This is a genomic window from Candidatus Bathyarchaeota archaeon, assembly GCA_026014735.1.
Lineage (GTDB): Archaea > Thermoproteota > Bathyarchaeia > Bathyarchaeales > Bathycorpusculaceae > Bathycorpusculum.
In genome coordinates this window covers 699101-723554 of record JAOZHT010000001.1, presented here as the reverse complement: position 1 = coordinate 723554, position 24454 = coordinate 699101, and the positions used below count along the sequence as shown (strand labels likewise).

Annotated in this window: 26 protein-coding genes; 11 read left to right on the top strand and 15 right to left on the bottom strand. The window is 49.9% G+C overall.

The window, feature by feature from the left end:
* Nucleotides 1–178: 178 nt before the first annotated feature.
* A complete protein-coding gene (locus tag NWE93_03695; GenBank protein ID MCW3999323.1) occupies nucleotides 179–1534 on the top strand; it encodes a hypothetical protein in 1356 nt (451 codons plus the stop codon).
* Nucleotides 1535–1561: 27 nt separating this feature from the next.
* Here NWE93_03695 and NWE93_03690 read toward each other — a convergent pair whose 3' ends face one another.
* The 10 genes from NWE93_03690 to NWE93_03645 form a co-directional block, all read right to left on the bottom strand.
* Nucleotides 1562–1810: a hypothetical protein gene (locus tag NWE93_03690; GenBank protein MCW3999322.1), complete on the bottom strand. Its 249-nt coding sequence runs from the start codon at nucleotides 1808–1810 to the stop codon at nucleotides 1562–1564.
* 53 nt (nucleotides 1811–1863) lie between these two features.
* Nucleotides 1864–3093, bottom strand: coding sequence for a hypothetical protein (locus tag NWE93_03685; GenBank protein ID MCW3999321.1), 1230 nt, complete (start codon nucleotides 3091–3093; stop codon nucleotides 1864–1866).
* Between the two features lie 181 nt (nucleotides 3094–3274).
* Nucleotides 3275–3586 carry an Rpp14/Pop5 family protein gene (locus NWE93_03680; protein ID MCW3999320.1) on the bottom strand — a complete coding sequence of 104 codons (312 nt, stop codon included), beginning with the start codon at nucleotides 3584–3586 and terminating at the stop codon, nucleotides 3275–3277.
* Nucleotides 3583–4317: a hypothetical protein gene (locus NWE93_03675; GenBank protein ID MCW3999319.1), complete on the bottom strand. Its 735-nt coding sequence runs from the start codon at nucleotides 4315–4317 to the stop codon at nucleotides 3583–3585. The genes NWE93_03680 and NWE93_03675 overlap by 4 nt, the downstream gene beginning before the upstream one ends.
* A complete protein-coding gene (locus tag NWE93_03670) occupies nucleotides 4314–4772 on the bottom strand; it encodes a hypothetical protein (protein MCW3999318.1) in 459 nt (152 codons plus the stop codon). Before NWE93_03670 ends, NWE93_03675 begins: the two co-directional genes overlap by 4 nt.
* Nucleotides 4773–4844: 72 nt before the next feature.
* On the bottom strand, nucleotides 4845–5768 hold the full coding sequence (locus NWE93_03665) for a restriction endonuclease (GenBank protein MCW3999317.1): 924 nt from the start codon (nucleotides 5766–5768) through the stop codon (nucleotides 4845–4847).
* A gap of 1 nt (nucleotide 5769) precedes the next feature.
* Nucleotides 5770–7152 (bottom strand): hypothetical protein, encoded by a 1383-nt coding sequence (locus tag NWE93_03660; protein MCW3999316.1) that lies wholly within the window; start codon nucleotides 7150–7152, stop codon nucleotides 5770–5772.
* Nucleotides 7149–9176, bottom strand: a complete 2028-nt coding sequence (locus NWE93_03655; GenBank protein ID MCW3999315.1) for a DEAD/DEAH box helicase — start codon at nucleotides 9174–9176, stop codon at nucleotides 7149–7151. The genes NWE93_03660 and NWE93_03655 overlap by 4 nt, the downstream gene beginning before the upstream one ends.
* A gap of 177 nt (nucleotides 9177–9353) precedes the next feature.
* On the bottom strand, nucleotides 9354–9551 hold the full coding sequence (locus tag NWE93_03650) for a ribosomal protein L13e (protein MCW3999314.1): 198 nt from the start codon (nucleotides 9549–9551) through the stop codon (nucleotides 9354–9356).
* Complete coding sequence (locus tag NWE93_03645) at nucleotides 9551–10168, bottom strand: 50S ribosomal protein L15e (GenBank protein ID MCW3999313.1); 618 nt, start codon at nucleotides 10166–10168, stop codon at nucleotides 9551–9553. Before NWE93_03645 ends, NWE93_03650 begins: the two co-directional genes overlap by 1 nt.
* Before the next feature lie 425 nt (nucleotides 10169–10593).
* On the opposite strand from NWE93_03645, the gene NWE93_03640 reads away from it, so the two are divergent.
* The 4 genes from NWE93_03640 (at nucleotide 10594) to NWE93_03625 (ending at nucleotide 13237) form a co-directional block, all read left to right on the top strand.
* On the top strand, nucleotides 10594–11379 hold the full coding sequence (locus NWE93_03640; GenBank protein ID MCW3999312.1) for a serine protein kinase RIO: 786 nt from the start codon (nucleotides 10594–10596) through the stop codon (nucleotides 11377–11379).
* A complete protein-coding gene (locus NWE93_03635; GenBank protein MCW3999311.1) occupies nucleotides 11379–11951 on the top strand; it encodes a KH domain-containing protein in 573 nt (190 codons plus the stop codon). The genes NWE93_03640 and NWE93_03635 overlap by 1 nt, the downstream gene beginning before the upstream one ends.
* A gap of 246 nt (nucleotides 11952–12197) precedes the next feature.
* On the top strand, nucleotides 12198–12713 hold the full coding sequence (locus NWE93_03630; GenBank protein MCW3999310.1) for a hypothetical protein: 516 nt from the start codon (nucleotides 12198–12200) through the stop codon (nucleotides 12711–12713).
* 89 nt (nucleotides 12714–12802) lie between these two features.
* Nucleotides 12803–13237 carry a hypothetical protein gene (locus tag NWE93_03625; protein MCW3999309.1) on the top strand — a complete coding sequence of 145 codons (435 nt, stop codon included), beginning with the start codon at nucleotides 12803–12805 and terminating at the stop codon, nucleotides 13235–13237.
* 216 nt (nucleotides 13238–13453) lie between these two features.
* On the opposite strand, the gene NWE93_03620 is transcribed toward NWE93_03625, so the two are convergent.
* The gene (locus NWE93_03620) at nucleotides 13454–16315 is read right to left on the bottom strand and encodes a hypothetical protein (protein ID MCW3999308.1); all 2862 of its coding nucleotides are present in this window, start codon (nucleotides 16313–16315) and stop codon (nucleotides 13454–13456) included.
* 552 nt (nucleotides 16316–16867) lie between these two features.
* Between NWE93_03620 and NWE93_03615 the strand changes: the two genes are divergently transcribed.
* Nucleotides 16868–17629: a WbqC family protein gene (locus NWE93_03615; GenBank protein ID MCW3999307.1), complete on the top strand. Its 762-nt coding sequence runs from the start codon at nucleotides 16868–16870 to the stop codon at nucleotides 17627–17629.
* On the opposite strand, the gene NWE93_03610 is transcribed toward NWE93_03615, so the two are convergent.
* Nucleotides 17619–17930, bottom strand: coding sequence for a DUF424 family protein (locus tag NWE93_03610; protein MCW3999306.1), 312 nt, complete (start codon nucleotides 17928–17930; stop codon nucleotides 17619–17621). The two genes, NWE93_03615 and NWE93_03610, sit on opposite strands and share 11 nt — an antisense overlap.
* On the bottom strand, nucleotides 17927–18337 hold the full coding sequence (locus NWE93_03605; protein MCW3999305.1) for a translation initiation factor IF-2 subunit beta: 411 nt from the start codon (nucleotides 18335–18337) through the stop codon (nucleotides 17927–17929). The genes NWE93_03610 and NWE93_03605 overlap by 4 nt, the downstream gene beginning before the upstream one ends.
* A 158-nt stretch (nucleotides 18338–18495) precedes the next feature.
* Here NWE93_03605 and NWE93_03600 point away from each other — a divergent pair, with 158 nt between their 5' ends.
* The 3 genes from NWE93_03600 to uppS all read left to right on the top strand — a co-directional run bounded on the left by NWE93_03600 (nucleotide 18496) and on the right by uppS (nucleotide 21594).
* Nucleotides 18496–19446, top strand: a complete 951-nt coding sequence (locus NWE93_03600; GenBank protein MCW3999304.1) for a hypothetical protein — start codon at nucleotides 18496–18498, stop codon at nucleotides 19444–19446.
* Between the two features lie 35 nt (nucleotides 19447–19481).
* Nucleotides 19482–20708 carry a DUF373 family protein gene (locus NWE93_03595; GenBank protein ID MCW3999303.1) on the top strand — a complete coding sequence of 409 codons (1227 nt, stop codon included), beginning with the start codon at nucleotides 19482–19484 and terminating at the stop codon, nucleotides 20706–20708.
* 103 nt (nucleotides 20709–20811) lie between these two features.
* Entirely contained in the window at nucleotides 20812–21594 is a 783-nt protein-coding gene (uppS, locus tag NWE93_03590) for a polyprenyl diphosphate synthase (protein MCW3999302.1), read from the top strand.
* 804 nt (nucleotides 21595–22398) lie between these two features.
* Here the strand turns inward: uppS and NWE93_03585 are convergent.
* Both NWE93_03585 and NWE93_03580 read right to left on the bottom strand, forming a co-directional pair.
* Nucleotides 22399–22644 (bottom strand): hypothetical protein, encoded by a 246-nt coding sequence (locus NWE93_03585; GenBank protein MCW3999301.1) that lies wholly within the window; start codon nucleotides 22642–22644, stop codon nucleotides 22399–22401.
* A gap of 95 nt (nucleotides 22645–22739) precedes the next feature.
* Nucleotides 22740–23414, bottom strand: a complete 675-nt coding sequence (locus NWE93_03580; protein MCW3999300.1) for a hypothetical protein — start codon at nucleotides 23412–23414, stop codon at nucleotides 22740–22742.
* Nucleotides 23415–23761: 347 nt separating this feature from the next.
* Here NWE93_03580 and NWE93_03575 point away from each other — a divergent pair, with 347 nt between their 5' ends.
* Together NWE93_03575 and NWE93_03570 are read left to right on the top strand one after the other, a co-directional pair.
* Entirely contained in the window at nucleotides 23762–24004 is a 243-nt protein-coding gene (locus NWE93_03575; GenBank protein MCW3999299.1) for a hypothetical protein, read from the top strand.
* Between the two features lie 20 nt (nucleotides 24005–24024).
* Nucleotides 24025–24444 (top strand): hypothetical protein, encoded by a 420-nt coding sequence (locus tag NWE93_03570; GenBank protein MCW3999298.1) that lies wholly within the window; start codon nucleotides 24025–24027, stop codon nucleotides 24442–24444.
* Nucleotides 24445–24454: the final 10 nt, after the last annotated feature.

The window sequence follows — 24454 nt, the reverse complement described above, 5'->3', positions numbered from 1 at the left end:
ACCAAACACACCCCCACCCGTTGAGCCTATAAATAGAGGGGGGGTAGACGCGGCAGAGCAACAGCGACAACCCAAACCCGCCAGCAACCATGCCGCCCCAAAGGCAAAATGGTTTTTTTCAACAAATTTAATTAACGTTGCCTAACACCATGGCTAGCAAACCCTCTGAGCTGCCCCTATGAAGCAAACCCTAAAAAAAATCTACTCCAAACGCGCTCTCACCATCGTCGTGGCAGCAGTGCTTGTCCTCACCATCCTAAACACCTACCTTATTCTGGAGGGAACCCGCACATCCATGATAACCAGCGTGGTGAACTACGACTTTGTGCTCTCCCCAGATGGCGATGGCTACAAACTCAAAAACATGCTCACAGGCTATGTGTCCCAGCAAACCCAAAGCGCCTCAGACACTCTAAACTCGGCGCTCAGGGAAGGCAAATCCATCTACCTTAACTCAGGAACCTACCAGTTCACAAGCGACATCTATGTCACAAACAAGCTTAACGCCAAAATCTGTGGCGACGGCGCAGTCATTTACGGCAATGGCCACCGAATCGTGGTTGGTGGCGATGACTACACCGCCTCGCAGTACATGCAGATTTCGGGTTTAACCCTCATCAGCGGCTCCGTGCACGTGGAAAACTCGTTCGCCACCACCATTTCTGACACGAAATTCATCAACTGCAGCGTGGGGCTGGAATTCGCCAACACCAACACATGGAGCGAATACAACAAAATCGAAAACTGCCAATTCATCAACTGCACCCAAGGCGTCGCTTTCCGCACTCCCGAAGGAGAAAACGCCACAGGCTCCTATGCCAGCTCAACCATCACACGATGCTCCTTTAACCTCCAAGACAACGCCGTAGGCATAAAAGTTGAGGAACTCGCAGAATTCTCCGACAGCCAAATCCAGAACGTACGCTTCTGGCTAGGCGAAGGACCCCACACCAACCAAGTTGCGATGCGCGTAGACGGCACCATGAAGCAGACGCTGCTCTTGGGCGTGGTCTTTGAATCCTTCACCGATAACCCCGTGGACATCTTCGCCATCGATCTGGGCGAATCATGCGAAGGAGCCCCCATCATAGATGACGGCGTGAGTTTTCTTGGCAACTGGACCGCGCGGGTGCATAATCCCTATGCTGTCTGGGTCAGCGGCGCCGGCAGCGTCTTTAACCTTGAAAGCACCAACGTGCCAGTGGGCACCAGCGGACAATTCGGCAAAAACGCAACCATAGAAACCTACGCCTGCAACGTCCACAGCTTCAAACCAAAAATAACCGTCAGCGGCAACCTCCAAAACGGCGAATCGGTGGTGGTGCGAATACGCATCGAATACATCGACAACGTCCTCTCGGCGCCGCTCACCAAAACCTTCACCAACAGCACCTCAATGTGGCTTAGCGACGATGAAATGCAGAGCCTGTTTCCCTCACAGAGCATCGTTTGGGCAATCATCGTCGACGCAAAAACAGCATCTGGCTCAAGTGGCGCGAAGGTGACTGTGAGCGGCTACGGCACAACAGGGTAACGCTGGAGGCAACAGAAAAAGCCAAGGCTACTTTTCGCCGAGCTTCTCTAGGTAATCTATAAAATTCTCCAGTTCAGCCTTATCCATCTTTAAAATCGCTGACCTCTCTGCCCGAACATATTTGCGAAAAAAGTCTAGGCACTGGTTGGAATTCACGTTTTCTTTAAACGTCCGGACTTGGTCACGTTCAATCTTTATACGATAAAGCGTAGCTACGAAAGTAGCGAAAACAACCAGCGTGTTGCTGACAATCACGATTAAGGAAATATCCACCATAGAGCTTCCCAGCCCCTAAAAAAGAAGGGATAGGTTATTTTCTTTTTCGCTTCTCAGCGGCAACCGTTGGTCTCCGGCAGAACGCCCTGGAGCCTCAGGATCTTCTTGAACTCCTCATCCTTAAGCGAGGCACGACGACCGTTGGCATAGATTGCTTTAACGCGCTCCACCACCGCTGCCACGGTTTCGTCGCTTGGTTGGCTGCCTGCAAGCTCAGCGATTTTATGTTTAATTATGCCCTTGCCAGACTGCTTGCCTATGGTTAAGCGGCGAATGTTGCCGACAAGCTCGGGTGGATAAGGCTCATAGGTCCAGGGGTCGTTGAGGACGCCATGGGTGTGAATGCCGCTTTCATGCGCAAACCCGTAGTCGCCCACGATTGCCTTGTTAGGCGGAACCACAAACCCCGTGGCTTTGCCAATGTAGTCAGCGGCTGCCTTGAGCTTTTGGGTTTTGCCCTCGAACTTTCTGTCGCCATAGTGCAGGTAAAGGTTAAGGATGACTTTTTCGGTCTCCGCGTTCCCAGCGCGCTCGCCAATGCCCAGATAGGTGGTGCTGGCGTAGATTTTATCCCACACACCCGAAGCCGCCTTGATCGCTGCCATCGTGTTTTCGACGGCGTTGCCAAAGTCGTCGTGGGCATGCACCTCTATGGCGCCTATGCGGGTTTGCTTCTTTATCGCCAGAACCTTCGCGGGGATACCGTGGGGCAGGGGCGCAGCGGGGTCAGATAAGCCGATGCCGACGGTGTCGCAGATTCGGTAGCATTCCGCGCCTGCATCAGCGATGGCGTTGATGAAGTCGCATTCAAAGGCCCAGTCAGCACGGGTGCTGTCTTCCCCATGGACAAAGGTACGCAGGCCACAGGTTTTAGCCGCGTACTCGGTTACGTCCACGACGTTGGCGAGTATTTGCTCGCGGGTTTTTTCTGGCCATTTAGCTTTGAAGTGTATGTCTGATACGGGATGAGAGATGCCGACTTCTTTGAACCCGCATTTTACGGCGCTATCGATGTCTTCTTTGACTGCTCGGCACCAACCGGCGACCCGCAGGTTCAAGTTGAGGTCGCTGATGAGTTTAGCGGCTTTTTTGTCTGGTTCCTGGTAGTGGAATAGTTCGATGCGTTCAACGCCGACTTCGCTTAGCAGCTGCGCGATTTTGGCTGCGTCTTTAGGTGCTGCGGCTAAGCCGGGCATTTGTAAGCCGTCTCGAAGGGTGGTGTCGTCTATTAGGGCCTCTGTTTTCAGAGGGGGCATTTTGAAGAAGTATTCGCTTATGTCCATTTTATGCTCTTCTCTGTCTTGTTTTTGCGTTTCTCCCAACGCGTTTTTGCAACGCTAACTAACGCTTACATGATGTTGATAAACGTTTCTGCAATACTTTTGTAAGATTGTCCAATAGAATATGTGACTTAACTCCGGTCTGTATTGTCACAATGTAAATATAACCTTTACATAGCAAAAATTAAAAGTTGGAGAAAAGCGCCTTAAGCGTCCCCGAAACAGCCAAAACATGCAGCGATGCCCCAGCCCCAGCCACAGAAGTCACCGCGGATAGAGAAGCCCGCACCGACGGCAAAGACACAAGAGAAGTGCGAAGCACAAACACCTTACGCTCCACATCAACCTCAATCAACGCCAGCCCAGTTAAACTCGCACCCACTTCCCCAAAGAGATCAGTCACCGAATCCCAAACCGCATCCATAAACTCGCGTTCACTAGGCAACCCGTCGCATTCAAGCTGCACCGCTAAATAGCGCCGCTTAGCCCGCTTCAAACAGCGTTGCCCTCCCTGACAAGACTTATCCCAGGAGCAACAAAACCGGAGCTTAACTTTGCCCTGTTACGATCCACAATCGCCATTGGAGCAGAGGAAACAGCGTCAAGCGCCTCAGACTCATCCATGCCAAACAGGTAGGCTAGACTCGCCAAGTCACGGGGCATACGCATATACCGAAGTTCCCCAGCGCCGCTTGAAACCACCACGGGCACATGAAATTCCCGGGCAAGCGCAACTTCCCGGCGTAAACTCGACAGAAACCTCACCCGGGCAGGACCCTCCAGGACAAGCAGCGATTTAGTTGTCACTTCCAGCGAGGCTTGGGAGCAGCTGGCAAGTTCAGCTTCGGCTCGGTCAAAGAAGCGCTTATGGTAATCGAGGCTGGGGAAGTTAAGGAGGTCAACGCGGTGGTCCTTGGCGGCTTGCCTTGCAACCTCTTTCTGGTCGCAGATTACACCGATAACTTCGACTTTGCGGCGGAACTTACGAAGAAAACGCATCAGGTCCTCTTGGTTACGGGGCTTGCAGTCCAGACGCGAAACATAGTCGAGGCCAGATTGGGTGCAGGCGGCTTTCAAGGCTTGAGCTTGAGCATCGTTAGGTTGCCCAGTGAAGCATATGCTGACGGCGCGGTAACCCAGCTTTGCAGCCTTTTGGATAGCCTGCGTTGTAAGGTTTACGTCCGCTGGGTTGACGTTGAGGTGCAAATCCGCGAAGATGCGGGTCATGGCAGCAACCCAGCTTGTTTTGCTATTTGAGTGATTTGCTCAGCGGTCTTGTCCTTGAAGTGGATTTTTAGGTGAATGGGGTCGGTTTGGGTAAACTTTATTGAGCCTAAATAGGCAGCTTGCTTATCAAAACGCAGGTACAGGTTGCCCTTTTCCAGATGCAGCTTAATCTCCTCGGCAAGCTGCTCACGGTCAAGAACACTTAGGCCTTGGCCAAGCTTGTCCAGTGCAGAGGGTAACAGGCTGCGGTCTGTGAGTTTGGCGGTGAAGAGGGTAATGGGGTTGGAGTAGTGCCCAGTTAAGGCGGTTTTCTGGAAGAGCAGGGTTTCTTGGAGTTTTTCAGGAAAAAGGTTTCTGGTGGCTGCTTGGACCTTCTCGTGGTTTTCGGTTGCGTGTGCAAAGACACGGATATCTATGTAGCCGATTGATTTGGCAGCGTCAACGGTTTTCTCCATAAAGTTCCCTTTCTGCTGTTACTTCTATTTCTCAACCATTTAGAAGTTTTGTTTTTTGGGTCAAAAAAACGCTTAGTTGATGAAGTGTTCAAGGTACTCAACGATTAAAGCGTAAGCATCAGCCTCATCGGGCTCCACCCTGCCGTCGCCGACGCCGCCAATCAACACTTCACCGGCGGATTCCACCACTGGCTCATTGTAGCGAATTCGAAAAACACAGCTCGACACAGCGCCCTCAGAAACTTGGAAGGTTAAAAGCGGATACCTCACGCCCGGCAAGTACAAATCATATTTTTCTGGGCCACGTGACTCGATGCGGAAGGTTTTGGTTTCCCCCAGTTTGCGGAGGCTTTGCAGAAGTGAACCGTTGAAGGGCGGAAAGCTGAACTGCGGGTTATCTTGGGCGTTTTGGGCTGCCTGTGCTATCTTTTCGGCGAGGGCGGCTAGGTCCCAGAGCTCTATGTCGCCGTTTTGGGCGTCAAGCGCGGCTTGGGAGGTGAAGGATGCGGTGGCTATGACTAGGGTTTTGCTGCATTGGTAGATGCGTTTTTCGTCGTTGGCATTTAAGATGATTGCATCGGTTACCTCGAGGTTTCGGGGGTATCTGCGCGCCATAACCGCCACGCGTGTGCCGTCTTTGTCAGCAACTAAATCCATGCCTGATGTAGCAGGAAACGATTCAGCTTCGATGCAGTAACCCAGCGTCTCTAAGAGCCAGCGGATGAAGCGCTCAAATTCCCCCGGTGAGAGGGAATCAACCGCGTAGTCGCAGCCCGCGGCAGGCGCCTGTGTGTCGATGGGTTTCTGCAGGAGGTTTCGGGTCAGCTTTGGGGTTTGGCTGGTTTGGGGGCAGATTTGTTTTTCTATTCGGGCAGCTAACGCTTCAGCTTTAAAGGGCGGAAGCTGCAGGTTATCCTGCAAAAATTCTCCGATGTCAATGTCGGGGTAACGCGTCAAAATCTCTTCGATTAACCCATTAAGCTTTACATAGGTCAAGTTAAGCGGTCTCCTTCTTGTTTTTGGCGTGTTTTGGACAGAGCAGGCGGCGGAACTCGTCGGTTGGGGTGAGGTTAAGTTTAGAGAAGACCGCTCCGCAGACATCGCATACGTCATAGTGGTTGATGCATACGCTGGAGTTATCGTGGCTGCATTTGAATTCGAGGAGGCGGCTGTGTTTTTTTCCGCAGACCGAGCAAACGAAACCCGAATCCGATTCAAAGAACTCACGGATGGTCTCATCCATCGCCAACGAAGCCTTTTTGGAGTAGATTTTGGCTGTATCGACAGATTGGCGGATGCATCCTCCGCATACATAAAGACCATCTTCGGTGGCAAAGCCTTCCGCAAAGGGTTTTTTGCAAACCGGGCAAGCGACTTCTATGTCATGGTTAACTCCGGGGGTTATCGTGGACTGTATGGTTGCGTGGTTGTCGAGGGTGACTTCGAACTTGACTTTGGAGGTGTTGATTACAAGCAAGTTTAGGAACTTGACGGTGACATGGGTGAGGTAGGATTCTTCCTCCCGCTGCAGCAGCGCTTCACAGTTAGCCTGCCACTTCAAAGGATCAAAATCCAGCGCCAGCTTCTTGGAAATCACTTGTTCGCGGCGTTCCCGCTTGAGACGTTTTTCGTAGCTCCGCAGCTTAGCCTTCTTATCCCTGACAAGTTGAAAATCATAGAGCACCAGTTTGCTGCGCAAAAGACCCGCGATGTGTTCATCAGCCGTCGCCTTGAGTTTTTCAAAGACATCCGCTCTGAGCTTGACCTTGACATCTTCAGCCGCTAAAGCCTCATCATCCAGTGGATTCTTGTCGCCGAAATCCCCGACTGCTATAACGTTGTATTTTTCGTCAAGCAGCAAAGTCAGGATTTCTTCGCTTTTTGGTCGCAGCTTGTTTTGGAGGATAATTGAGAAATAGAACTGGTAGTACCGTGCAGGTTCCTTTTTAACCGCATCTATAGAGGCGATTTTAGCGTTGTTTACTCGGTGATAACAGGGTGAAGGCTTAACGCAGACGTTCACCACTCCGCCGCCGACATGCACCTTTTCGCAGTCAACGCAGGCAAAAGCGCCCTCTCTGAAGCGTCGCCTAAGAAACGCCTCAAAATCAGGCTTAGGCTTAACCGCGACCTGGCAGAGTATGCCTTGGGTGAGGCACTCATGCATTATCCGCTGAAAAGTTGGGCTGCCGGGTGCGATTAGGGGGATTTTTTTCTCTTTTGCTAGGGCGGGGTTGTAGGTGTATTCTTCGGAGGTGTCGCTGTTGGGGTAATATGCTTTAAGGGTCTGGTTTGACTGCTCGGTTACTGTACCTTTTTTAGCTTCCACGTAGGCTCCGATGAGGCGACGTATCTGCGGGTCAGCGGCCTTCGCGCTCAATCAATAACCCCCTCTGTGAATTTCTCAGCTAACTCCTCAGTTTCCCGCGACACATTCAGGTCAGCGGCAAGTTTCTCAAGTTCCTTTTTGATATCTAAGCGGCTGCTGCTTCGCAGCAGAATTTCCCCGATGGTTTTCTGGATGTCCTGTGAACCTTCCTTGAGCTCCGCCAGCACCGTTTCCATTTTGCCCACAGTCATGGTGAACAAATCGATTTTCTGGTAGAGGATATGCAGGACATAGTCGTCGATGGTGTCTTTGACGCAGAGGTTAAAGACGGTGACGTCGCGGTCCTGCTTGAAGCGGTGGATGCGGCCGATGCGCTGCTCGATTTTCATGGGGTTCCAATGCAAATCGTAATTGAACATGACAGCGCAATTCTGCAAGTTCAAGCCCTCCGCGGCTGCGTCGGTGGCGACAAGATAGCGGACCTCGCCGCTTTTAAACTGCTCAATCACCGTTTCCCTCTCGGCCTGATTCATGTCGCCTAAATAAACCGCCGCGCGCCCAAACTCGGCGTCGAGTAGCTCCTTTATTTTGCGGGCAGTGACTTTGCGGAGGCAGAAAATCAGCGCCTGCTCCTTTGGGGCGTCCCGAAGAACGCTTCTCAGCAGTTCCATTTTTGCGCTGCGCACTTTTTTTGCCATCTCAAGGAGTTTGTCTGTGGCGTCTTTCTCCATTGGAAAACGTTGCTGTCGGCGAGTCAGCGATTCTATAGAGGCATCCGGTGAGCTGGAGAAGGACTGCTGGAGGGTTATTGCCTGGAAAACAAGGATTGCGTTGCTCTGCGAGGCGGTGAATTTGCGGGAGGGATTTTCGGCGATTAAGGCCTCGATGGTTTTGAAGCGGTTTTGGCTTACGTCACGCAGGTACTGGGTGGCTTCATCGATGAATTCTCGCTCTTCCAGGTTCGCTTCAAGCGTTCGGGATTCTACGATGCGTTTGGTGAAGGGGATACCTGTTTGTTCCCGGCGTGTACGGCACATTACATCCCGCAGAATCTGACGCAGATAAGCTGCTTCATCTTGCCGCACAACACGGCACCTGGAATCCTCAGCAAAGCGTGAGATAAAGGCGCGTTCACTGCCCAAGATGCCCGGTTGAATCAAATCCACGATGCTGTAGAGGTCACTGAGGCGGTTACACAGCGGCGTGGCGGTGAGCAGCAACAGATGATTTTTCCGCAAATTACCCAGGCAAGCCCTGCCCTTGCTATGCGTGTTCCTAAACGCATGCGCCTCATCCACCACCACCAAATCCCAGGTTCGACCCGCGATCTTTTCGAATTTTCTTGCCAAAAGATTATGCGAACAGATAATTCTGTCGTCGCACTCGAAATCCACGCGTTCTTGGGGGTTGTTGGCTATGGCGAAGGCTTCGCCGAATTTTTCTGCCATCTCCGATTTCCACTGGTAAAGCAGGCTTTTAGGTGACACAATCAGTATGGAGTTGATTTCTTCGCGCAGCAGCAGCTCTTTGATGATGAGTCCTGCCTCGATGGTTTTGCCAAGCCCCACTTCGTCGGCGAGTATGGCGTTGGCGTTCATTTCGCTACTTACCTGCAGGGCAGTTTTCATCTGGAAATTGTAGGGGGTTAGTTTTGTTCGGATAGCATCTAACGCGATTAGGCGGTCGATTTTGCGGGTTTGCTTTATTTGCAGCGCCTCAAGGTTAAGCCTAAATCGCTGGTAAGACGCGTAGTTGCTTGTTTGCACCTGCCCTTTTATGTTGAAGGGGTCAGTTTGGGATAGAAAATACTTGTGCTTACTGTTTGACTGCTCTGTTGCTTGCCGGCTCTCTACCCCCCCTCTATTTATAGCGCCAGAATCAAACTCGCACAGCACCGGTTTCTCAGCGGTTTTTGCAGCAGCGGCTTTTTTGCGGGAGCCCTTAGGTTTAGGCGCATCCAAAGATGAGACTGTAATTTGGGGCGCAGCATCCACGCTGCCACTTGAGTTATATTGGGGGCTTGCGCCGCAGTTGTCTTTGGAGCGGTAAGTCAAGGTTATCGCGGCAATAGCCACGTATCGGCTATAAAAAGATAAGTTTCAAAAACGGTTTTTCCCTTAGCTGACTGAGAAGTATCCGCTGCCTAATTGAATGGGGTTTTAGGAAAAAACAGCTGCGCCTTGAGAAATCATCCATGGAAAACAGCGAAAACAAATAAACAAAAGAAAATAATTGGGGAAGAGGAGGCTTCACTATGCCTTTTTGGCGTGGGCTTTGATGGCTTCCACGTTTACGTCATGCTGGCTCTTGCGGCGCAAGTCAACAGGTAGCTTGGCCTGTTTTGCCTGCTGCCTGCTTACGCCCGCTGCTTTGAGCTCATTTACGCTGAAGCCCTTGCCGGGTTTCTGTTTGCCATTAGGCTTTTGTATAGATGCTTTTATGTGGTGCATTAATACGGTCCGTCTCCCTTGCGCTGTAACTTTACGCCGCCATGCTTCCTTGCACCTCTGCGGTGGCTGGGTCGCATCTTCTCGGCGCCTGCACCTTTATGGTGTAAGCCACGGATGTTCTTGCCCGCACTGGTTAAGCTGCGGAACACGCGGCTTGTATGCTGCTTCTGGGTTATCCAACTGATGTCCTTGTCAGTCTTGATGGTGGGCGCGTTAGGGTCAACAAGGATAACTTCAAACCACTTGTGACGTCCATCTTCGCCTACCCAGTAGCTGTTGAGCACTTCTAGGTTAGGGAATTTCTTAGCGGTGCGTTCTTCCGCGATTAAACGGAGGCTTTTCGCCGGTTTAAATTTAGCCACACCCATACGTTTGGGGCGTCGTCCAGATCTGGGGCGAATCTTACGTAAGCCTCCTCGGCGCACCTTGGTTCGTGCAACGACAAAGCCCTGTTTGGCTTTGTAGCCGAGTTTACGTGCCTTGTCTAGGCGGGTGGGGTTTTCTATTCTAAGGGTAGATGGTTGCTTGCGCCATTGTACTAGGCGTTGGCGCATGAGTTCTTCGACGAAGCTTTTCTCGGGCGATGCCCATTCTTCGGCGATGTATTTGTATGCCATTTATGTTTTCTCCGATTGTGTTTGTTTGCGGTTCAGCCTTTCGGCCACATCCCAACGGACAGGTTTGTCCGCCTGCAATTTCACATCAAAGGTACATGCAGTGAGATAAACCTTTGTGCAGCGGGGCAGATTTTAACTGTTGATGCGAAAAATAGATAAGCCTATCCCGCAAAATGGGGGGCTATGTTCGACGTATGGATGGCTGTTCAGGTGTTTGCGGGCGCATTTCTGCTAGGCTTTAGCGCCTACTTGCCATATAGGCAGAGAAGGCAACGCCAGAAGAAGCAAAAAATAATGTGGGTAGAACTGAAGAATTAGCGCCGCTTGATTCAGGACCCTCCAACGAAACCGATGCGGAAATGCAAAGTTTAGCGCTCTTCGATTGCTTTTAATAGCCCACTGACGAGTATGCATGGTTGACTGTTATGTCCCATAAAGCCCGAGAACGCCTTAATCACCGCGAAAAATTTGTGGAGCGCCGCGACAAAATGCTCATCCATAACCGAGCCGACGAACGCGCCACCGTCGAAGAAGTCTTTGACCATGCCACTCGAATGGTGGTTTTTGATTTAATGAACAGTGGCATATTATACGAACTCAACGGCGTCGTCAGTTCAGGGAAGGAGGCACGGGTGTACTGGGGCACCACCAAAGAAGGCGTTGATTTAGCAGTAAAGATTTATTTAACCTCTTCAGCTGAGTTCAAGCGGGGCATGCACAAATACATCGAAGGCGACCCCCGCTTCAAAGACGTTAAACATGATACCCGCTCGTTGATTGCTGTCTGGGCGCAGAAAGAATTCCGCAATTTAGGGGAAGCATACGCGGCAAAGGTGCGGGTTCCAAAGCCCATAGCCGTTAAAAGCAATGTTGTAATTATGGAGTTCATCGGGGAAAAAGGGGTAAGTGCGCCTTCGTTAAAAGAGCAGGCGCCCGAGGACGCCGAGAAAGTTTACAAAGCAATCGTAATTTTTCTTAAGCGGCTCTATCAAAAAGCTAAGCTCGTCCACGGCGATTTGAGCGAATACAATATCATGATTTGGAAGGGTAAACCCGTGGTTTTTGATGTTTCGCAATCCGTTTCCATTCAACATCCCTTGGCGGATTTTATGTTGAAGCGAGACCTGATGAACGTGAATAGATTCTTTAGTCGCCAAAACGTAGATGTTATTCCAGATGAAGAATTATACAAGTTGGTTGTTGGTAAATAATGCCTGGTCCAGACATGTTTGTGAGAATTCCTAAAGAGCGCGTTGGCATACTGATAGGTCCCGACGGCAAAACAAAACAGTATATAGAAAACACACTACCAGTGAAGCTTACCATAGACACGGAAGGCAGCATCACCATCATCCTCAATGAGAACGCCGCTGACCCCTCCATTCTGCTACGCAGCAAAGACATCGTGACCGCCATCGGACGCGGCTTTGCCCCTGAAACCGCTTTTCGCCTCATCCGCAACGAAGAAGACATATTTGACATGGTGGATTTGCGCTTGATTTTTGGACGAAGCGAATCAGACATAAAACGCATCAAAGGCAGAATCATCGGCGCCGACGGGAAAACCCGCAAGCTCATCGAGGAGCTCAGCGAAGCCGACGTGGTGGTATACGGCCACACCGTAGGCATCATAGGCAGCTTTGAACAAGCCGACATCGCCCGCAACGCGGTGCAGATGATAGTGGAGGGCTGCCAGCACCATACAGTCTACAAGTACCTGCAACGTAAACGCACTGAACTCAAAAAAGAAAAACTGGAACTCTGGGACAAACCCCCCAAATAACACATTGCATCTGCGTACAGTTGCAGAACTTATTTACACAATTCTTTATCCCCATTTTTGGATTGAAGCATTGCGTTGTCCAGTCTTCATTGCCGGGGACAATGTCGGCGGCTGCTTTTGCCTTCAGCACCCGAAGGGTGTTGGTGTTTAGCAGGCAGCAAAATAGGGTTTGTGTATTGTTGTTGTACAGTTGGCGGTCTGAATTATAAGTATGTCTTATTTATTAATATGCACTATAGCATTTGTTTGAGCACAATGACAACTAAACGGAAACTTTTAGCCCCCCTTATAGCAGCGGTAGCAGTCGGAATCCTGTTTAGCGCGGTCACGGCAGGCGTTTTGATTTCGCAGCAAACCATCGATGCCTCCGGATCCATCAAAAATGGCGGCGGGGGAGGCGGGGTGAGCGATGGAGACAGCGGGGGAGGGGTGTCGGGCACCGTGAACATCGGAGTTTACTCGGATGCTTTAGCCACGACTAGATGCGCAAGCATCGATTGGGGGGAAATTGTTGCAGGCGGTTCGGTTTCGCGTTCGGTCTTTGTTAAGAACACAGGCACCTCCACGTTGAAGTTGAGTGCTTCAGCCTCATCGTGGAGCCCATCTGGCGCAGATTCGGTTCTGTCGTTTTCGTGGAACCGGGAAGGCGAAGTCTTGGCGCCGGGCGCAACTGTGACAGCCACGTTTACTTTGCATGCCTCATCGGACACTGGCGCGCTGGAAAACTTTAGTTTAGATATCAAGGTTTCCGGTTCAGGCTAAGCCCCCTTGGGCTTTGCAGGGTTTAGGTTAATAGAGTTAAATATCAGGGAAAATAATAGGAAAGAGAAGCGAGAGAGGGAAAGAGGAGTTTGCAGACCACCGATAAATCAGCCACAGGCCCAGTGAACGACACTGAAAGCAAAGTTAGGGCACAAAAGAAGCTGGTTGAAGAAATCAAGGTAGAGTGGAAGCAGCTTTGGAGCGACCGCCTAAACGACCGCGTTAAAGCCGAAGACATCTCCAAACAGGACTACGAGGTTCTGCGTGTGGAACGAGGCACCGTCATTCATGCATCCCGCGATTTTAAACCGCTTAACTTTAAAGAAATCCTCGAAGAACACATGGTCGAGAACCCCGATCGATACATCCAGCCAAACCCCAGTCAGGGCGGATGGACCAAATTCGTCAAAACCGAAATCACCTCTCAGAAGCGCCAGCAAACCTACACGCGCAGCTACGACCAGCCTAAACGGGTGGTTCAGCAGCCAAAGAAGGGCGGAAGAGGCTGGCTTCACAAAGCATAACAGCGGGTTCCTGATTATCTTATGGGAACGGGCAGTTTTGCGCACTACAGGGCAGCTTATGACGGTTTTTTTGGATTTGATTTGTGTTTCTTTGTCTGATAGCGTAGCGATTTTCCAAAACATGCCATGTATGGCTCGTTGTACAAGCTGCCAGATGCTTGGCAACAAACCTTGCGCATGCCCAGACTTCGAACTGCCCTCGTTGATGGTTACAGTTTAGGGCAGCCGCGGGGTGGACAGAGGCTTTTTTAGTATGACAAGCATCCCTGTGGCTACCAGTACCCCAAGGGCAACTAGGAGCAGCGTATTGAATTCAGGTATCGAAGGGGTAGGCTGGGGAGGCTGGGATTCGGTGGGAGCTGAGGTTGGGTTGGTGGTGGGAGATTGGGTGGGATTTGCCGTTGATGTTGACTGTGTGGGGGCAGATGTGGGCGACGGTGAAGCTGAGGCATCTGGCGCTTGGAGGATAATGGAGGTGTTCACGGAGGTAGTTTGAAAAGCGTTGTTGCGCACCTGAAGATAAACGGTTTTTGTGCCCTCGCCGCTTGTTAACTGCCAAGTTCTGCTGCTGTTGTATGGCTCCCAAGAAGTTTGGCTGAAGTTGACGTCGTTGCTAAACCGCATCTCCAAAACGCCGGAGGCAGAATCCGTTGCGTTTATGGTTAAGGCTACGTTGGTGACGGTGGTTTGGCTTGCGCCGCCGTTTATCAGAAGAGTAGCTGAGGGCGCGGTTTTATCGAGCTTTATACCTGTAAGGGTCACGTTGCATATTGTGCGGTTACCCGAGCCGTAGACGTCCCAGAAGCTCCAGTACACCAGTTTGTTGCTGGCGCCTTCGCTATTTATGATTGGCTGCCCATCCACATCGAGGCTGCGGGTTGCCCCATCGTTAATCCTATAGTATGTTTGTACTGCAGCATAGTCGGAGGTTACGATTATGGGGAAATCCTCTGTGTGCCAGCCGCCAACGTAGTTGTCGGTAACCACGGGGAGACGGGTTACCGCAGCGGATACGTTGGAGGCGCCGTCGCTGACCCAGAGCAGATGCTTACCAGCCGCCGTCGAGGGCACGGTAACGGATGTGCTAAAGCAACCCGTCTGGTCCACGGTTGCCGTTCCAATAACGGCGCTGTCCCAGAGCAACGTCACCGAGCCCGGCGTGAACCATGCCCCCGAGACATCTATGGATTGCGAATTCGCCACAAAAACCGCCGTCGAGAAATCTGTGCCGTTGCCAAATAACCCAGAGGCGGTTTGGTTGGCGACCTGCAACAGGCCCCTGCGCCACATCTGGTAGGGCGTGGAGCTGTTGTAGGCTTTGCCGTCGCCAGTGTCCTGTACCCGATACAGGATGCTGTCATACTGGGCTGCGCCGTCTCCTGCGGGGTTGTTTTGGTTTACTTCAGGCGCCGCGGTGGCAAAGCTGAAGTTCATTGACGAAACATAGAAGGCGGGGTCGATGCATACCCAGCTTTGACTGACGGGATTGAGATAGGAAATGTTAACGGTTTTGCCTGCGAAGCCCTCGCCGATGAGCGTGATGTCTCCGCCGGCTGGACCCGAAGAGGGCGAAACAGTCAGAGTTGGCTCCGCTAGAGAAGTAGTTACTGTGACGCTTACTGATTGACCATTAAGGATTGAGACGGGGGTTTGATTTGAAGGGACGCTATCGACTGCGAAATAGTTTATGGTTCCATTTCCGGGCGCTATGGAATCTTTCACGGTAAGGAAAAAAGTTTGATTATATTGGCTTGTCATGTAACCTAAAAATTCGGTAATATCAAACACTATGTTGCTATCCGGAAAGGCCTGTGAGCCCGAGAGAATGTAGCTGCTGAAGCTCTTTGAGGCAACTGCGGCGTCGGGGGCTCCAAGACCCAAAGTGATGGTGCATTGACTTCGGCTATCATGGGTTATTTTGAATGCGACAAGAAGCTGGGGCTGATAGTTGTCTAAATTCTGGAAAAGTATAACGGGGTTGCCGATGTCGGAGAGTTCCATCATGGCATCGTAGGATATCCAGTAGCAGCCGTCGGAAACGTCTTCCCAGCTTCCCACGCCCCAGCTGTTGGCGATTTTAAAGGCGCCATAATGCGTCACGCCTCCTTCGGTATAGTTGAAGGAGTCGTCGTAGCCCACTATGGTGCCGGCATGGTCTAATTCCCCTAAAATAAGGGTATCTGTTGTTATTAGGTCAAGGTTCGAGTTGGTTTTTAGCGTATAAAGGTTATCTGTGGCGTCCACTGCGATGACTGCCAAGTTGCCTGCGGATAACCAGTTCTTAAGGCTTTCAATAGCGGTTGGGGTGTTAGCGTAAAGGTAATGGCTGCCATAGGTGCTGTTAGAGCGGTATAGGGGAGCTTCAGTCCACGCTGACTCCGAGGGCCACCGTTGATAATCCTGCAAGTAATAGGGCATTTTCTGCCATGAACTGATCCCCACGTTACAGACCAAGTTTACGGCATCCTCAAAACTTGAGCCTTTATCGCGGCCTTTGTTAATTAGGTTGTAGACGAACGCGGGGCTCATAACCATGCCCTGATATGCCAGAGATATATTGCCAGTATAGTATCCACCGGTCCATTTGGCGGCAGTCAGGTTCCAGTTATGCTCTTTTGCTTCCTGATAGGTTTTGCAGTAGTAGCCGATGGCAAAAGCGGTGCAGCTTCCCTGTGAGCCTTGGTTACCAATAGGCGGGAAGAAAGCTGACTTCGATAAATCTACTTGAGGAGACACGGAATAAACTGAAGATATCTTTTCGATCACATAGGCGTTCTCGGCGATGCTGCTCCATGCTTCCTGCGTCGGCGGAGCCAGACCTGTACCGTACCCATTAACCGGCTGGTTGTAGTTATCGGTTGAATTGTATTCTCCTACGCTACTCTGGTACTGCGCCAACTCCTCCGCGGTCATTTCACGCTGAGTAATATTTAATGAACCCAGACTTTGCTGGGCCCCGGTGTTATGCGGGGGGTTTGGTTGGGCATCCAGATTGTTGGCGGCGACGCTGGAGAGGATCGTTGCCAGAAGTAGTATTGATGCAAGGATGGTTAGTTTATGGGTGATTTTTTTGGTCACTGGGAAGTCTTGCTAATTGGTATTAGCGGTAAGTAATAAAGGGTAGTGTCTACAGGTCTGTAACTACAATCAGCATTCGCCTATGGCTAAAGGAAGAAAACGCTGTTTTCACGTTCAAGCTAACCCAATTGCCCTATAAGCTATGCGGCTTGATCATGCTTTGGCCGCGATTTAAATTATGGTTCTCTTGTCTCAGTAACCCGATACAGCACAACAAAAGAAAAAGCCAAAAACCTCGAACAGCGAATGGAGCAAATAAGACTAGCCGACTACCGCACATGCAAATGGCCCTTGAAACCGCCGAATTCATCAGAAAAGTTTCATTCAAAAGCCGCTTTCATCCTAAAGCAGGGAGGTGTTGTAGTTACACCTCTATGCAACTAGTGCTTATTATTGTGAAATGTCCTCTTTGTTTTAGAGGCTGCACTGTTTTGAAAGTTTATGTTTTCAGGTAGCCGAGCCTACTTGGAAACACGCTATCCCAGTCTATTCTTTGCATAAAAAGCTGAGGCAACGGCAAGAACAGGCAGCTTCTCGCTTTGAGGAGTATGCATGATAGTTTTCGTTCACCAACCCGAGTATATCCCGTGGCTTGGCTTCTTTGATAAGCTTGCACGATGCGACACCTACGTTATCTACGACGACGCCCAATACCAGCATGGAGGATTTCACAACCGTAACCGCATCCGAACCACAGGGGGATGGAATTGGCTCACCGTCCCCATCATCCACAATCACCCCCAAACCATCAAAGACACCAAAATCGCGGGTGAACAATGGAAAACCAGGCAGCTTGCATTACTCACCGACAACTACAAGAAAACACCCTACTTCAAAGATTACTTCCCGATCATAAAAGAAGCCATAACCTTTAACCATGAACTCCTAATCGGCCTAAATTTGCATCTTATAAAAGCTGTTGCCGAACTATTGGATATTAAAGCGAAGATGATGCGAAGTTCAGAGTTTCCCTATTGCGGCAAAGAAAAAAACGAAAAACTCGTCTCGATGTGCCGCTTTCTTGGCGCCGACACCTACCTCTGTGGGTCAGGAGGAAGAAACTACGTTGACCAAGCACAGTTTGAGGCGTCGAAAATTACCCTTCAATGGCACAGCTATGAGCATCCTACGTATAGGCAACGCTATGAGGGCTTCCAGCCCAACATGTCCATCGTTGATTTGCTCTTCAACCATGGCGCTGAATCAAAAGAAATACTCCTCAAAGGCGGAAACATCTCTGAAAAAATAGACCCCCAGTTAAACCTCAGCGAAGCCTTAATTATAAACCAGCCTGAAGCGCTGGCTAAAGCTTAACAATCTGCGCATGGGGTACGCCTTCGATTTCCAGCACAGCGTCAGGATGCACATAGCCCTTGGCGATGGCGCCCTCCACGCAGGCTTTGCCGACGAGGTTAACGATGGTGGAGTTGCTTATCAAACCCACTGCCTCGTCGAGGTCTGCTTGGCGTCCCTTGTAGAATTCCTCTTTTATGTGGAAAACGATTTTGCCCTCCCGAAGCGTCCGCCCCAGAAGGTCACAGTCGCAAACCGCTAAAACCACGTTCTCGCCTACCTTGCGGACGTTTAGGTACACATCCATCGTTGGTTCGCTCACAACTGTTTAATGGCGGATTTTGCGCCGCAGGCGTTGCAGACTAGAAAGGCAAGGCGTTTCTCCTTGACGATCTTGGTGTCTGGGCGTTTGCAGACGGGGCAGACAACATAGCCTTCCATGTATCTTTGCAGTAGACGCTCAAAGCTGTCGGCTCTGAATTTCCCTTGGAAAATGGCGCGTGAATCATGGAAGGTTGCAGCGGTGGCCATCTCACGGGTGAGGAACTTGAGTAGGTGCTGGGGGTCACGGTCAAGAGCATCGGATATTTCCTTGAAGTTGTTGATAATTGTACGCATCCCGACGGTTTGAATCATTATGCGGGGTAACTCAAGCCGCTCTTTTTTAGCCTGTACCTCGGGCATCTGCTCGCAGGCGCGTTTAAGCAGGTCATCGTAATTATACGTCATGTTTCCACTTCACCCCAATCATGGTTAGAGCAGCTATTTTAAGATTTATAGACTCTGCAAACCATGTTACTATGGGTTTTACTTAGCATACAAAAGCAACCAATATAAATTCGAGTGTAACAACCATAGTAATAACTTCCCAATTAGAAGGCTAACGTTTGACCGAGAAACAAAATCCCAGCCAAATAAGCAACATCAACGTCCAGATCGATAAGCTTAAAGAGAATACCCGAGAGACTAACGAACAGATCAAAAAGTTCATAGAGAAAAGAGACCAGCTTCACGAGAAGGTTCGTAAAACCCGTGAAGAAGTCAATCAGCTTAAAGTCGAGCGGGATGCTCTAAACGAGAAGGTTAAAGAGCTCAAGGCGCAGCGAGATGCAGTCCGAGTTAACGTAGCCCCCATCATGGATGAAGTTAACGCCTTAAACGAGAAAATCGAGGCGCTAAAAAAGAACCTGCCCCGCATCAGCCAACGGGACCTCAAGCAGGAACTCGAAGCGATAGAATGGAAAATCGCCACCACCTCCTTGGATCTGCAGGAGGAAAAGCGCCTCATCGGGAACGTTAAGGAACTAGAGACCCAGCTCAGCGGCTACAAAAAAATCGATAACCAGCACAAAAAAATCAAGGAACTAATCGCGCACCGCAAAGTCTTCGATGAGCAAGCCGACGTTTACCATAAAGAGTTAACTGAGCTTGCCAAAAAAAGCCAAGACCTACACGCGGTTATGATGGAGAAAATCGAAACCATCAAACGCGACCGCGCCGAAGCCGACAGCCTCCACCAATCTTTCATCAAAGCCAAGGAACAAAACAACCAGACCTACGAGCAAATCCGCGTTTTAATCGCCCAATCCACCGGTATCCGCGTTGGCATGCGTGAGCAGTACCAGGCTCGCCGCAGAGAAGACGATGTCAGACGCAAAGAGGACGAAGTGAAACGTAAAGCGGAGCAGGCTGAGCGTGCAGTGAAGGAGCAGGCCATGAAGGAGAAAATCGGCACTGAAGCCCGCGAGAAACTTAACCGCGGAGAAAAAGTCAACTGGGACGAGTATGCGTTGATGCTCGGAGACGAAGATGAAGACGAGGCAGAAACGCAAGCTTAAAGTTCAGAACCTGTAATAATGAGTTAGAGATTTCGATGGCTAAAAGGGAAACGCAGCCCCAGACGCAAAAGCGCATCCTCATTTTATGTGTTGACAGAGATGGCGATATAGAAGCCAAAGCAGCCGTCAAAACGCCGCTTCTTGGCCGAGGCGCCAACCTCGACGGCGCCGTTTCCCTTGCCCTCAAAGACCCCGAGGAACCCGACGCCAACGCCATGTTTGAGGCAGTGCGGCTCTACGACCGCTTAGATAAAGAAAAGCAGCCCGACGAAATCTTTGAGGTGGCAACCATCTCAGGCACCGATTTAGGCGGGGTGAGCGCGGACCGCAAACTCGTCGGGGAAATTAATAAGCTGCAGGAGGCTTTCGGCGCCAACGAGGTCATATTGGTTTCTGATGGCTTCTCGGATGAGGCGGTTTTGCCACTGGTTGAATCCCGCGTGCCCGTTTCTTCGGTGCGTCGCATCGTGATTAAGCACAGTGAATCCATCGAGGAAACTGCTGCAGTCTTCACCAAGTACATTCGGCTGCTGGTAGATAATCCCCGCTATGCCCGCATCGCTTTGGGGTTGCCGGGGATTTTGGTTTTGATTTTCGGTGTGCTTTGGGGCATTAACTTTTACATTCCAGGCGCCATCCTCTGGTACGGCATCGCCATAGTCATCGTGGTCGGTGGGTTTCTGCTGCTCAAAGGCTTTGGCGTCGATAAAGCCACCCGCGACTTCTATCACTGGGCAAAAGACTACGAGCCGCCGCCGCTGCCCATGCAGATATCCAACTACACCGTCATCGCAGGCATCCTCTGTGTCGCTGTCAGCGCTTATCTTGGCATAGCCAGCGTAAACATCAACGTTGCCCCCGCGGCGAATCTTGCAGGTTGGCTCGCCATATCCCCCGTCATCGCTACCTACTTCATCAAAGGCATCATGGATCTTTTGGTAGTGGGCATAATCATTGTATTGCTGGGACGCTGCATTCGGCTCTACATTGACAGGGACTCGCGGCTGCTTCGGAACGTGGCGTTGATTGTGACTGTGGCGTGGTCTAGATGGATTCTTGAAAGCACCGCCAACGTGATTTACTCATATTACACTAAAGAATCCACGGTTATCGGTTTAGCGGACCCGATGTTTGCCAATTTCCTCTTCTCGATCATCGTTGGGATACTCATCGGTGTAGCCTCGGTTTTACTCATCTACATCGTCAACAAATCCTCACGGGATTTCTTTAAACAGAAAGGCGAAAAAGCCGAGGAGCTATAGACAGCTGTTGTTGGGCGACGGGGGAAGCTTTAATTGAAGCAGCAAAGATTTAACCTTAATATCAACTACGCTACGTTGACCTTTACGATGCGAGGCTCACTTGGTGCTTAAAAGAATCCTCTATTTTCTTGGTATCTACAAGGTATACGAGGAGTGGCTTTGGCAGCAGGTGAAAAACGGTGTCCCCGTCGAGCACATCGCCATAATTCTGGACGGCAACCGCCGCTGGGCCAGCTCAAAAGAGATGAATCCGTGGCTGGGACACAAAAAAGGCGCCGAAACCGTCGAGCAGCTTCTAGACTGGTGCCTTAAACTCAACGTCAAATTCGTCACGCTCTACAGCTTTTCCACCGAGAACTTTGCCCGCAACACCAAGGAAATCGAGCAAATCATGCAGATCGCTGAGGGAGAATTCCGTAAACTCCTAACGGATGAGCGCATCCACAGAAACCGCGTGCACGTCAAAGTCATCGGCCGAACCAACATGCTGCCGCCTAGCCTCCAGCAGCTTATAACCGACGTGGAACAGGCAACCGCCACCTATGATAACCAATTCCTAAACTTCGCCTTCGCCTATGGCGGACGAGCCGAAATCGTAGATGCGGTGCGCGTCGTAGCTGAGCGGGTGAAAGCCGGCGAGCTTGAACCCGACGACATCGACGAGAGCACCATCGAAAAGTACCTCTATACCTCACATATGACCAAGCAGGATCCTGACCTGATTATCCGCACATCCGGCGAGGAGCGCCTCAGCGGCTTTCTAGTCTGGCAATCCGCCTACAGCGAACTTGTTTTCCTCGACGTGTACTGGCCTGACTTCCGACTCATCGACATGCTGCGTGCCATCCGCACGTTCCAGAAACGTAAACGCCGCTACGGCACCTAAGCCGCCTCCGACTGCAGAAAACGCACTGTCCCAGCGGGCATCTTCCACCCCTATAGGATTCAATATAAATCAACTAATAGCATCTTAATAGGTTGGCGAAAACGCATCATAAAACACGCAAAACGCAACGGCAATACGTTTTACGCACCAACCCAAATTTGACTCATTTTTTCAGGATGAATGCTCTCGTGTTTCCGTTCGGTTGTTTTTCAATTCGTTAAATGCCTCTCAGCGGGTATTGTTTTTAGATGCCATTCTTCTCGCCTCATTACAGCTCATTTTTGCATTTAAAATTCTGTGCTAAAAAATTTTTTACCTTATAACATGCATGCACGGATATTTTACATATTAAAACCTGCACATTCAACCTTTATTAGTATGAAGCGTCGATATGACTGATGAAGAGTCTCTTTTATCCTCTTGGAATCGCCTGATTGTATAACTGATTCTTTTCTATACAAAAACGAGGCATATCAACTATGTGTATGTTAAGAGTTGGTTTAGTTAAAAATTGTCGAAGATGCAAATCTTCAGTTCGTCCCCACTGTGAATACAGAAAGAAAACAAGCAAAAAGGTGTTCTCAAACACAGTTAGAAAGAAGGAAGCCTAAGCCGCCCCGCTTTTTTTAGGGTGCTTTCATGAGTAGACCTAACCAGAAACGCTTTGACAGGGCAGAATGCAGGGGCTGTATGTACAAAGAAAGCCCTTACTGCTGGAATCAATGCACATTAAACATTTGGAAAAAATGAACAAATATCAATTGAGCTATTAAGAAAGGCGTAGATAACTAAGATTAAGTGCTTCTACAGACTATTTTTTGAACGTCCCCTAAAAGGTGCAGGAATTTTTTCTCTCTCAAGCAGGGCATATACGCTAATTCGCCTTATTTCCGTATTCGTAGGGGGTAGCGAGGCTATGTTGGAGGATTTTACAACCCAACCTTCCTGGGATAAATCATTTATTTCCTGTTGGAACCTCGATTTCACGGATGCTCCAAAACAAAACTCCCCTGTATCGTCCTCCCAGTAAACCACTTTATATTCATTCATAAGAATCCACACCTCCTTGCATCTCTTAAACAATTTAACCATTTGCTTTCAAATCTGCCTCAGTCTAATAGTTATTGGATTACTGAACGACACCTTTAGTCTTTCAGTTTGGTCCACGCATCCTTCTTCAGCGCAACAAAAGCTATGATGCATGTTAGGGTCAGATTCAAGGTTAAAATCAGGTTGGCCGTGTTAGCCATGGATGGGTGCTGAATCATCAAAAACGCCATGACGGCGGCAACGTATACTGAGGCACCGGCTGCGACAAGATGGAGAACAGAGAGGACGCCTGATGTGGGGGCAGCCTTCTGTTTAGTCCACATCAGAGCCGTGTTTATGGAGGGATGCACGTCGGGTAAATCATCCACGATCATGGCGGCGCCCACCAGAATCAGGACGCGGGCAACGTTTACGGTAGGCTGGGTATTGTAGACTAGAAAAGTTGTCCATACATCAAACGGTAAAAAAATTAGGTAAATGGTTGCTGCAGCAATCACCAATGCACCGTAGACATAATGGTGGAAGAGGAACCTGCCGGTTTCAAAGGTTCGGCTAAGCAACGTGCAGGGCACAACGTTAAGCAACCCCACAAGCGCCACGACCAGAAATATGTTTCCTGAAAGCAAAAGGGGATAATATTCTTGTCCAGCTGGAAAAAACCGCCCGAACATATTGAAGAGGGTGACGCCGTATGCAGCCGTGAGCAGTGAATTAAAGATCAATGCAAGACCAAGGGCTTTACCCAGAATGGGCAAATAACGCAAAGTCAACACTCACTCCATTATGCTTTGTTGCCTGATTTGCTAGGGGTCGGCCCATTGATTACCGCATTCACAAGCATATGTATCAGAAAACCGATTGCGGAAATAAGCAGCCACCCATAAAACCAATTGGAATCGCGATTAGGGCTAACCATAAAAGTAGACATCCATCTTAACTTAATAAAAAAGACATTGATGGGCAATTAAACTTATGTTCGTGTTTTATTGTAGCATCAACCGCATGTTGCCAGCGCAGATACAATAAAACAAGCACCTATATGCCAGAAATGTTGCTGCAATCCTGCAATCACATTGGTATTTATCCTTTTTAGCTTCATAAAGATATGGTGTTTTAAATGCAGAATAAATCAAACATGTCAGAGGCAATGGAAAAAGGCTCCCATGTCATGCAAGAGACCGCTGAAACGGTAGGCGACACAATTGTGGAAGTGCTAGACAAGCTTGCGGGAACCAAATCGGACCTGAAGCTGACCTTTGAAGACCTGACTCTTGATGCGCAATTCTTTAAGGCAAGACTAAACGGTTCAGTTGTGCTCGATGTAGAGTTAGCCAAAGAAGCCCAAACCTCTATGAGTTAGCCACGGTGTAGGCGCCAAAGATGCAATTACCCACTTTTTTAATTGAGATGCTGAAAACTGGAAAAATAACCATCAGTGAAGGCAACGTTCCCCAGATGGAAATTAACGTGAATAACAAAAAAGTCGACGTTAACATCACCGATAAAGAATTGATCCATGACGTGATCAGCAGTACACGTGAAGGCGCAACAAGCGGAGGCCTCAAAGAGACCCTAAAGAAAGGCATCGATAACATCAAAGCAGCGGGAGATTCAAGACCCCTTGTTAAGGAAATAGTGGAGGATCTATGTCGAGAAGGCGTAACAATAACTGTCTCCTACAAGGGCGACCGAGCCCTCACCATAGGCGCGGAGGCAGATTCGAAGCTGACACGTTTTGTCACCGGCACAAAAGGCATCCAAGTTGACAGTTCATTAAAACTCGCAGAGATGACGCTGTAAACAGAGCACT

Bases quoted from the DNA above. Each gene is read 5' to 3' on its own strand.
- NWE93_03695 (MCW3999323.1), top strand. From the start codon at position 179: ATGAAGCAAACCCTAAAAAAAATCTACTCCAAACGCGCTCTCACCATC.
- NWE93_03690 (MCW3999322.1), bottom strand. From the start codon at position 1,810: ATGGTGGATATTTCCTTAATCGTGATTGTCAGCAACACGCTGGTTGTT.
- NWE93_03685 (MCW3999321.1), bottom strand. From the start codon at position 3,093: ATGGACATAAGCGAATACTTCTTCAAAATGCCCCCTCTGAAAACAGAG.
- NWE93_03675 (MCW3999319.1), bottom strand. From the start codon at position 4,317: ATGACCCGCATCTTCGCGGATTTGCACCTCAACGTCAACCCAGCGGAC.
- NWE93_03670 (MCW3999318.1), bottom strand. From the start codon at position 4,772: ATGGAGAAAACCGTTGACGCTGCCAAATCAATCGGCTACATAGATATC.
- NWE93_03650 (MCW3999314.1), bottom strand. From the start codon at position 9,551: ATGCACCACATAAAAGCATCTATACAAAAGCCTAATGGCAAACAGAAA.
- NWE93_03645 (MCW3999313.1), bottom strand. From the start codon at position 10,168: ATGGCATACAAATACATCGCCGAAGAATGGGCATCGCCCGAGAAAAGC.
- NWE93_03640 (MCW3999312.1), top strand. From the start codon at position 10,594: ATGTCCCATAAAGCCCGAGAACGCCTTAATCACCGCGAAAAATTTGTG.
- NWE93_03635 (MCW3999311.1), top strand. From the start codon at position 11,379: ATGCCTGGTCCAGACATGTTTGTGAGAATTCCTAAAGAGCGCGTTGGC.
- NWE93_03615 (MCW3999307.1), top strand. From the start codon at position 16,868: ATGATAGTTTTCGTTCACCAACCCGAGTATATCCCGTGGCTTGGCTTC.
- NWE93_03605 (MCW3999305.1), bottom strand. From the start codon at position 18,337: ATGACGTATAATTACGATGACCTGCTTAAACGCGCCTGCGAGCAGATG.
- NWE93_03595 (MCW3999303.1), top strand. From the start codon at position 19,482: ATGGCTAAAAGGGAAACGCAGCCCCAGACGCAAAAGCGCATCCTCATT.
- NWE93_03585 (MCW3999301.1), bottom strand. From the start codon at position 22,644: ATGAATGAATATAAAGTGGTTTACTGGGAGGACGATACAGGGGAGTTT.
- NWE93_03575 (MCW3999299.1), top strand. From the start codon at position 23,762: ATGCAGAATAAATCAAACATGTCAGAGGCAATGGAAAAAGGCTCCCAT.
- NWE93_03570 (MCW3999298.1), top strand. From the start codon at position 24,025: ATGCAATTACCCACTTTTTTAATTGAGATGCTGAAAACTGGAAAAATA.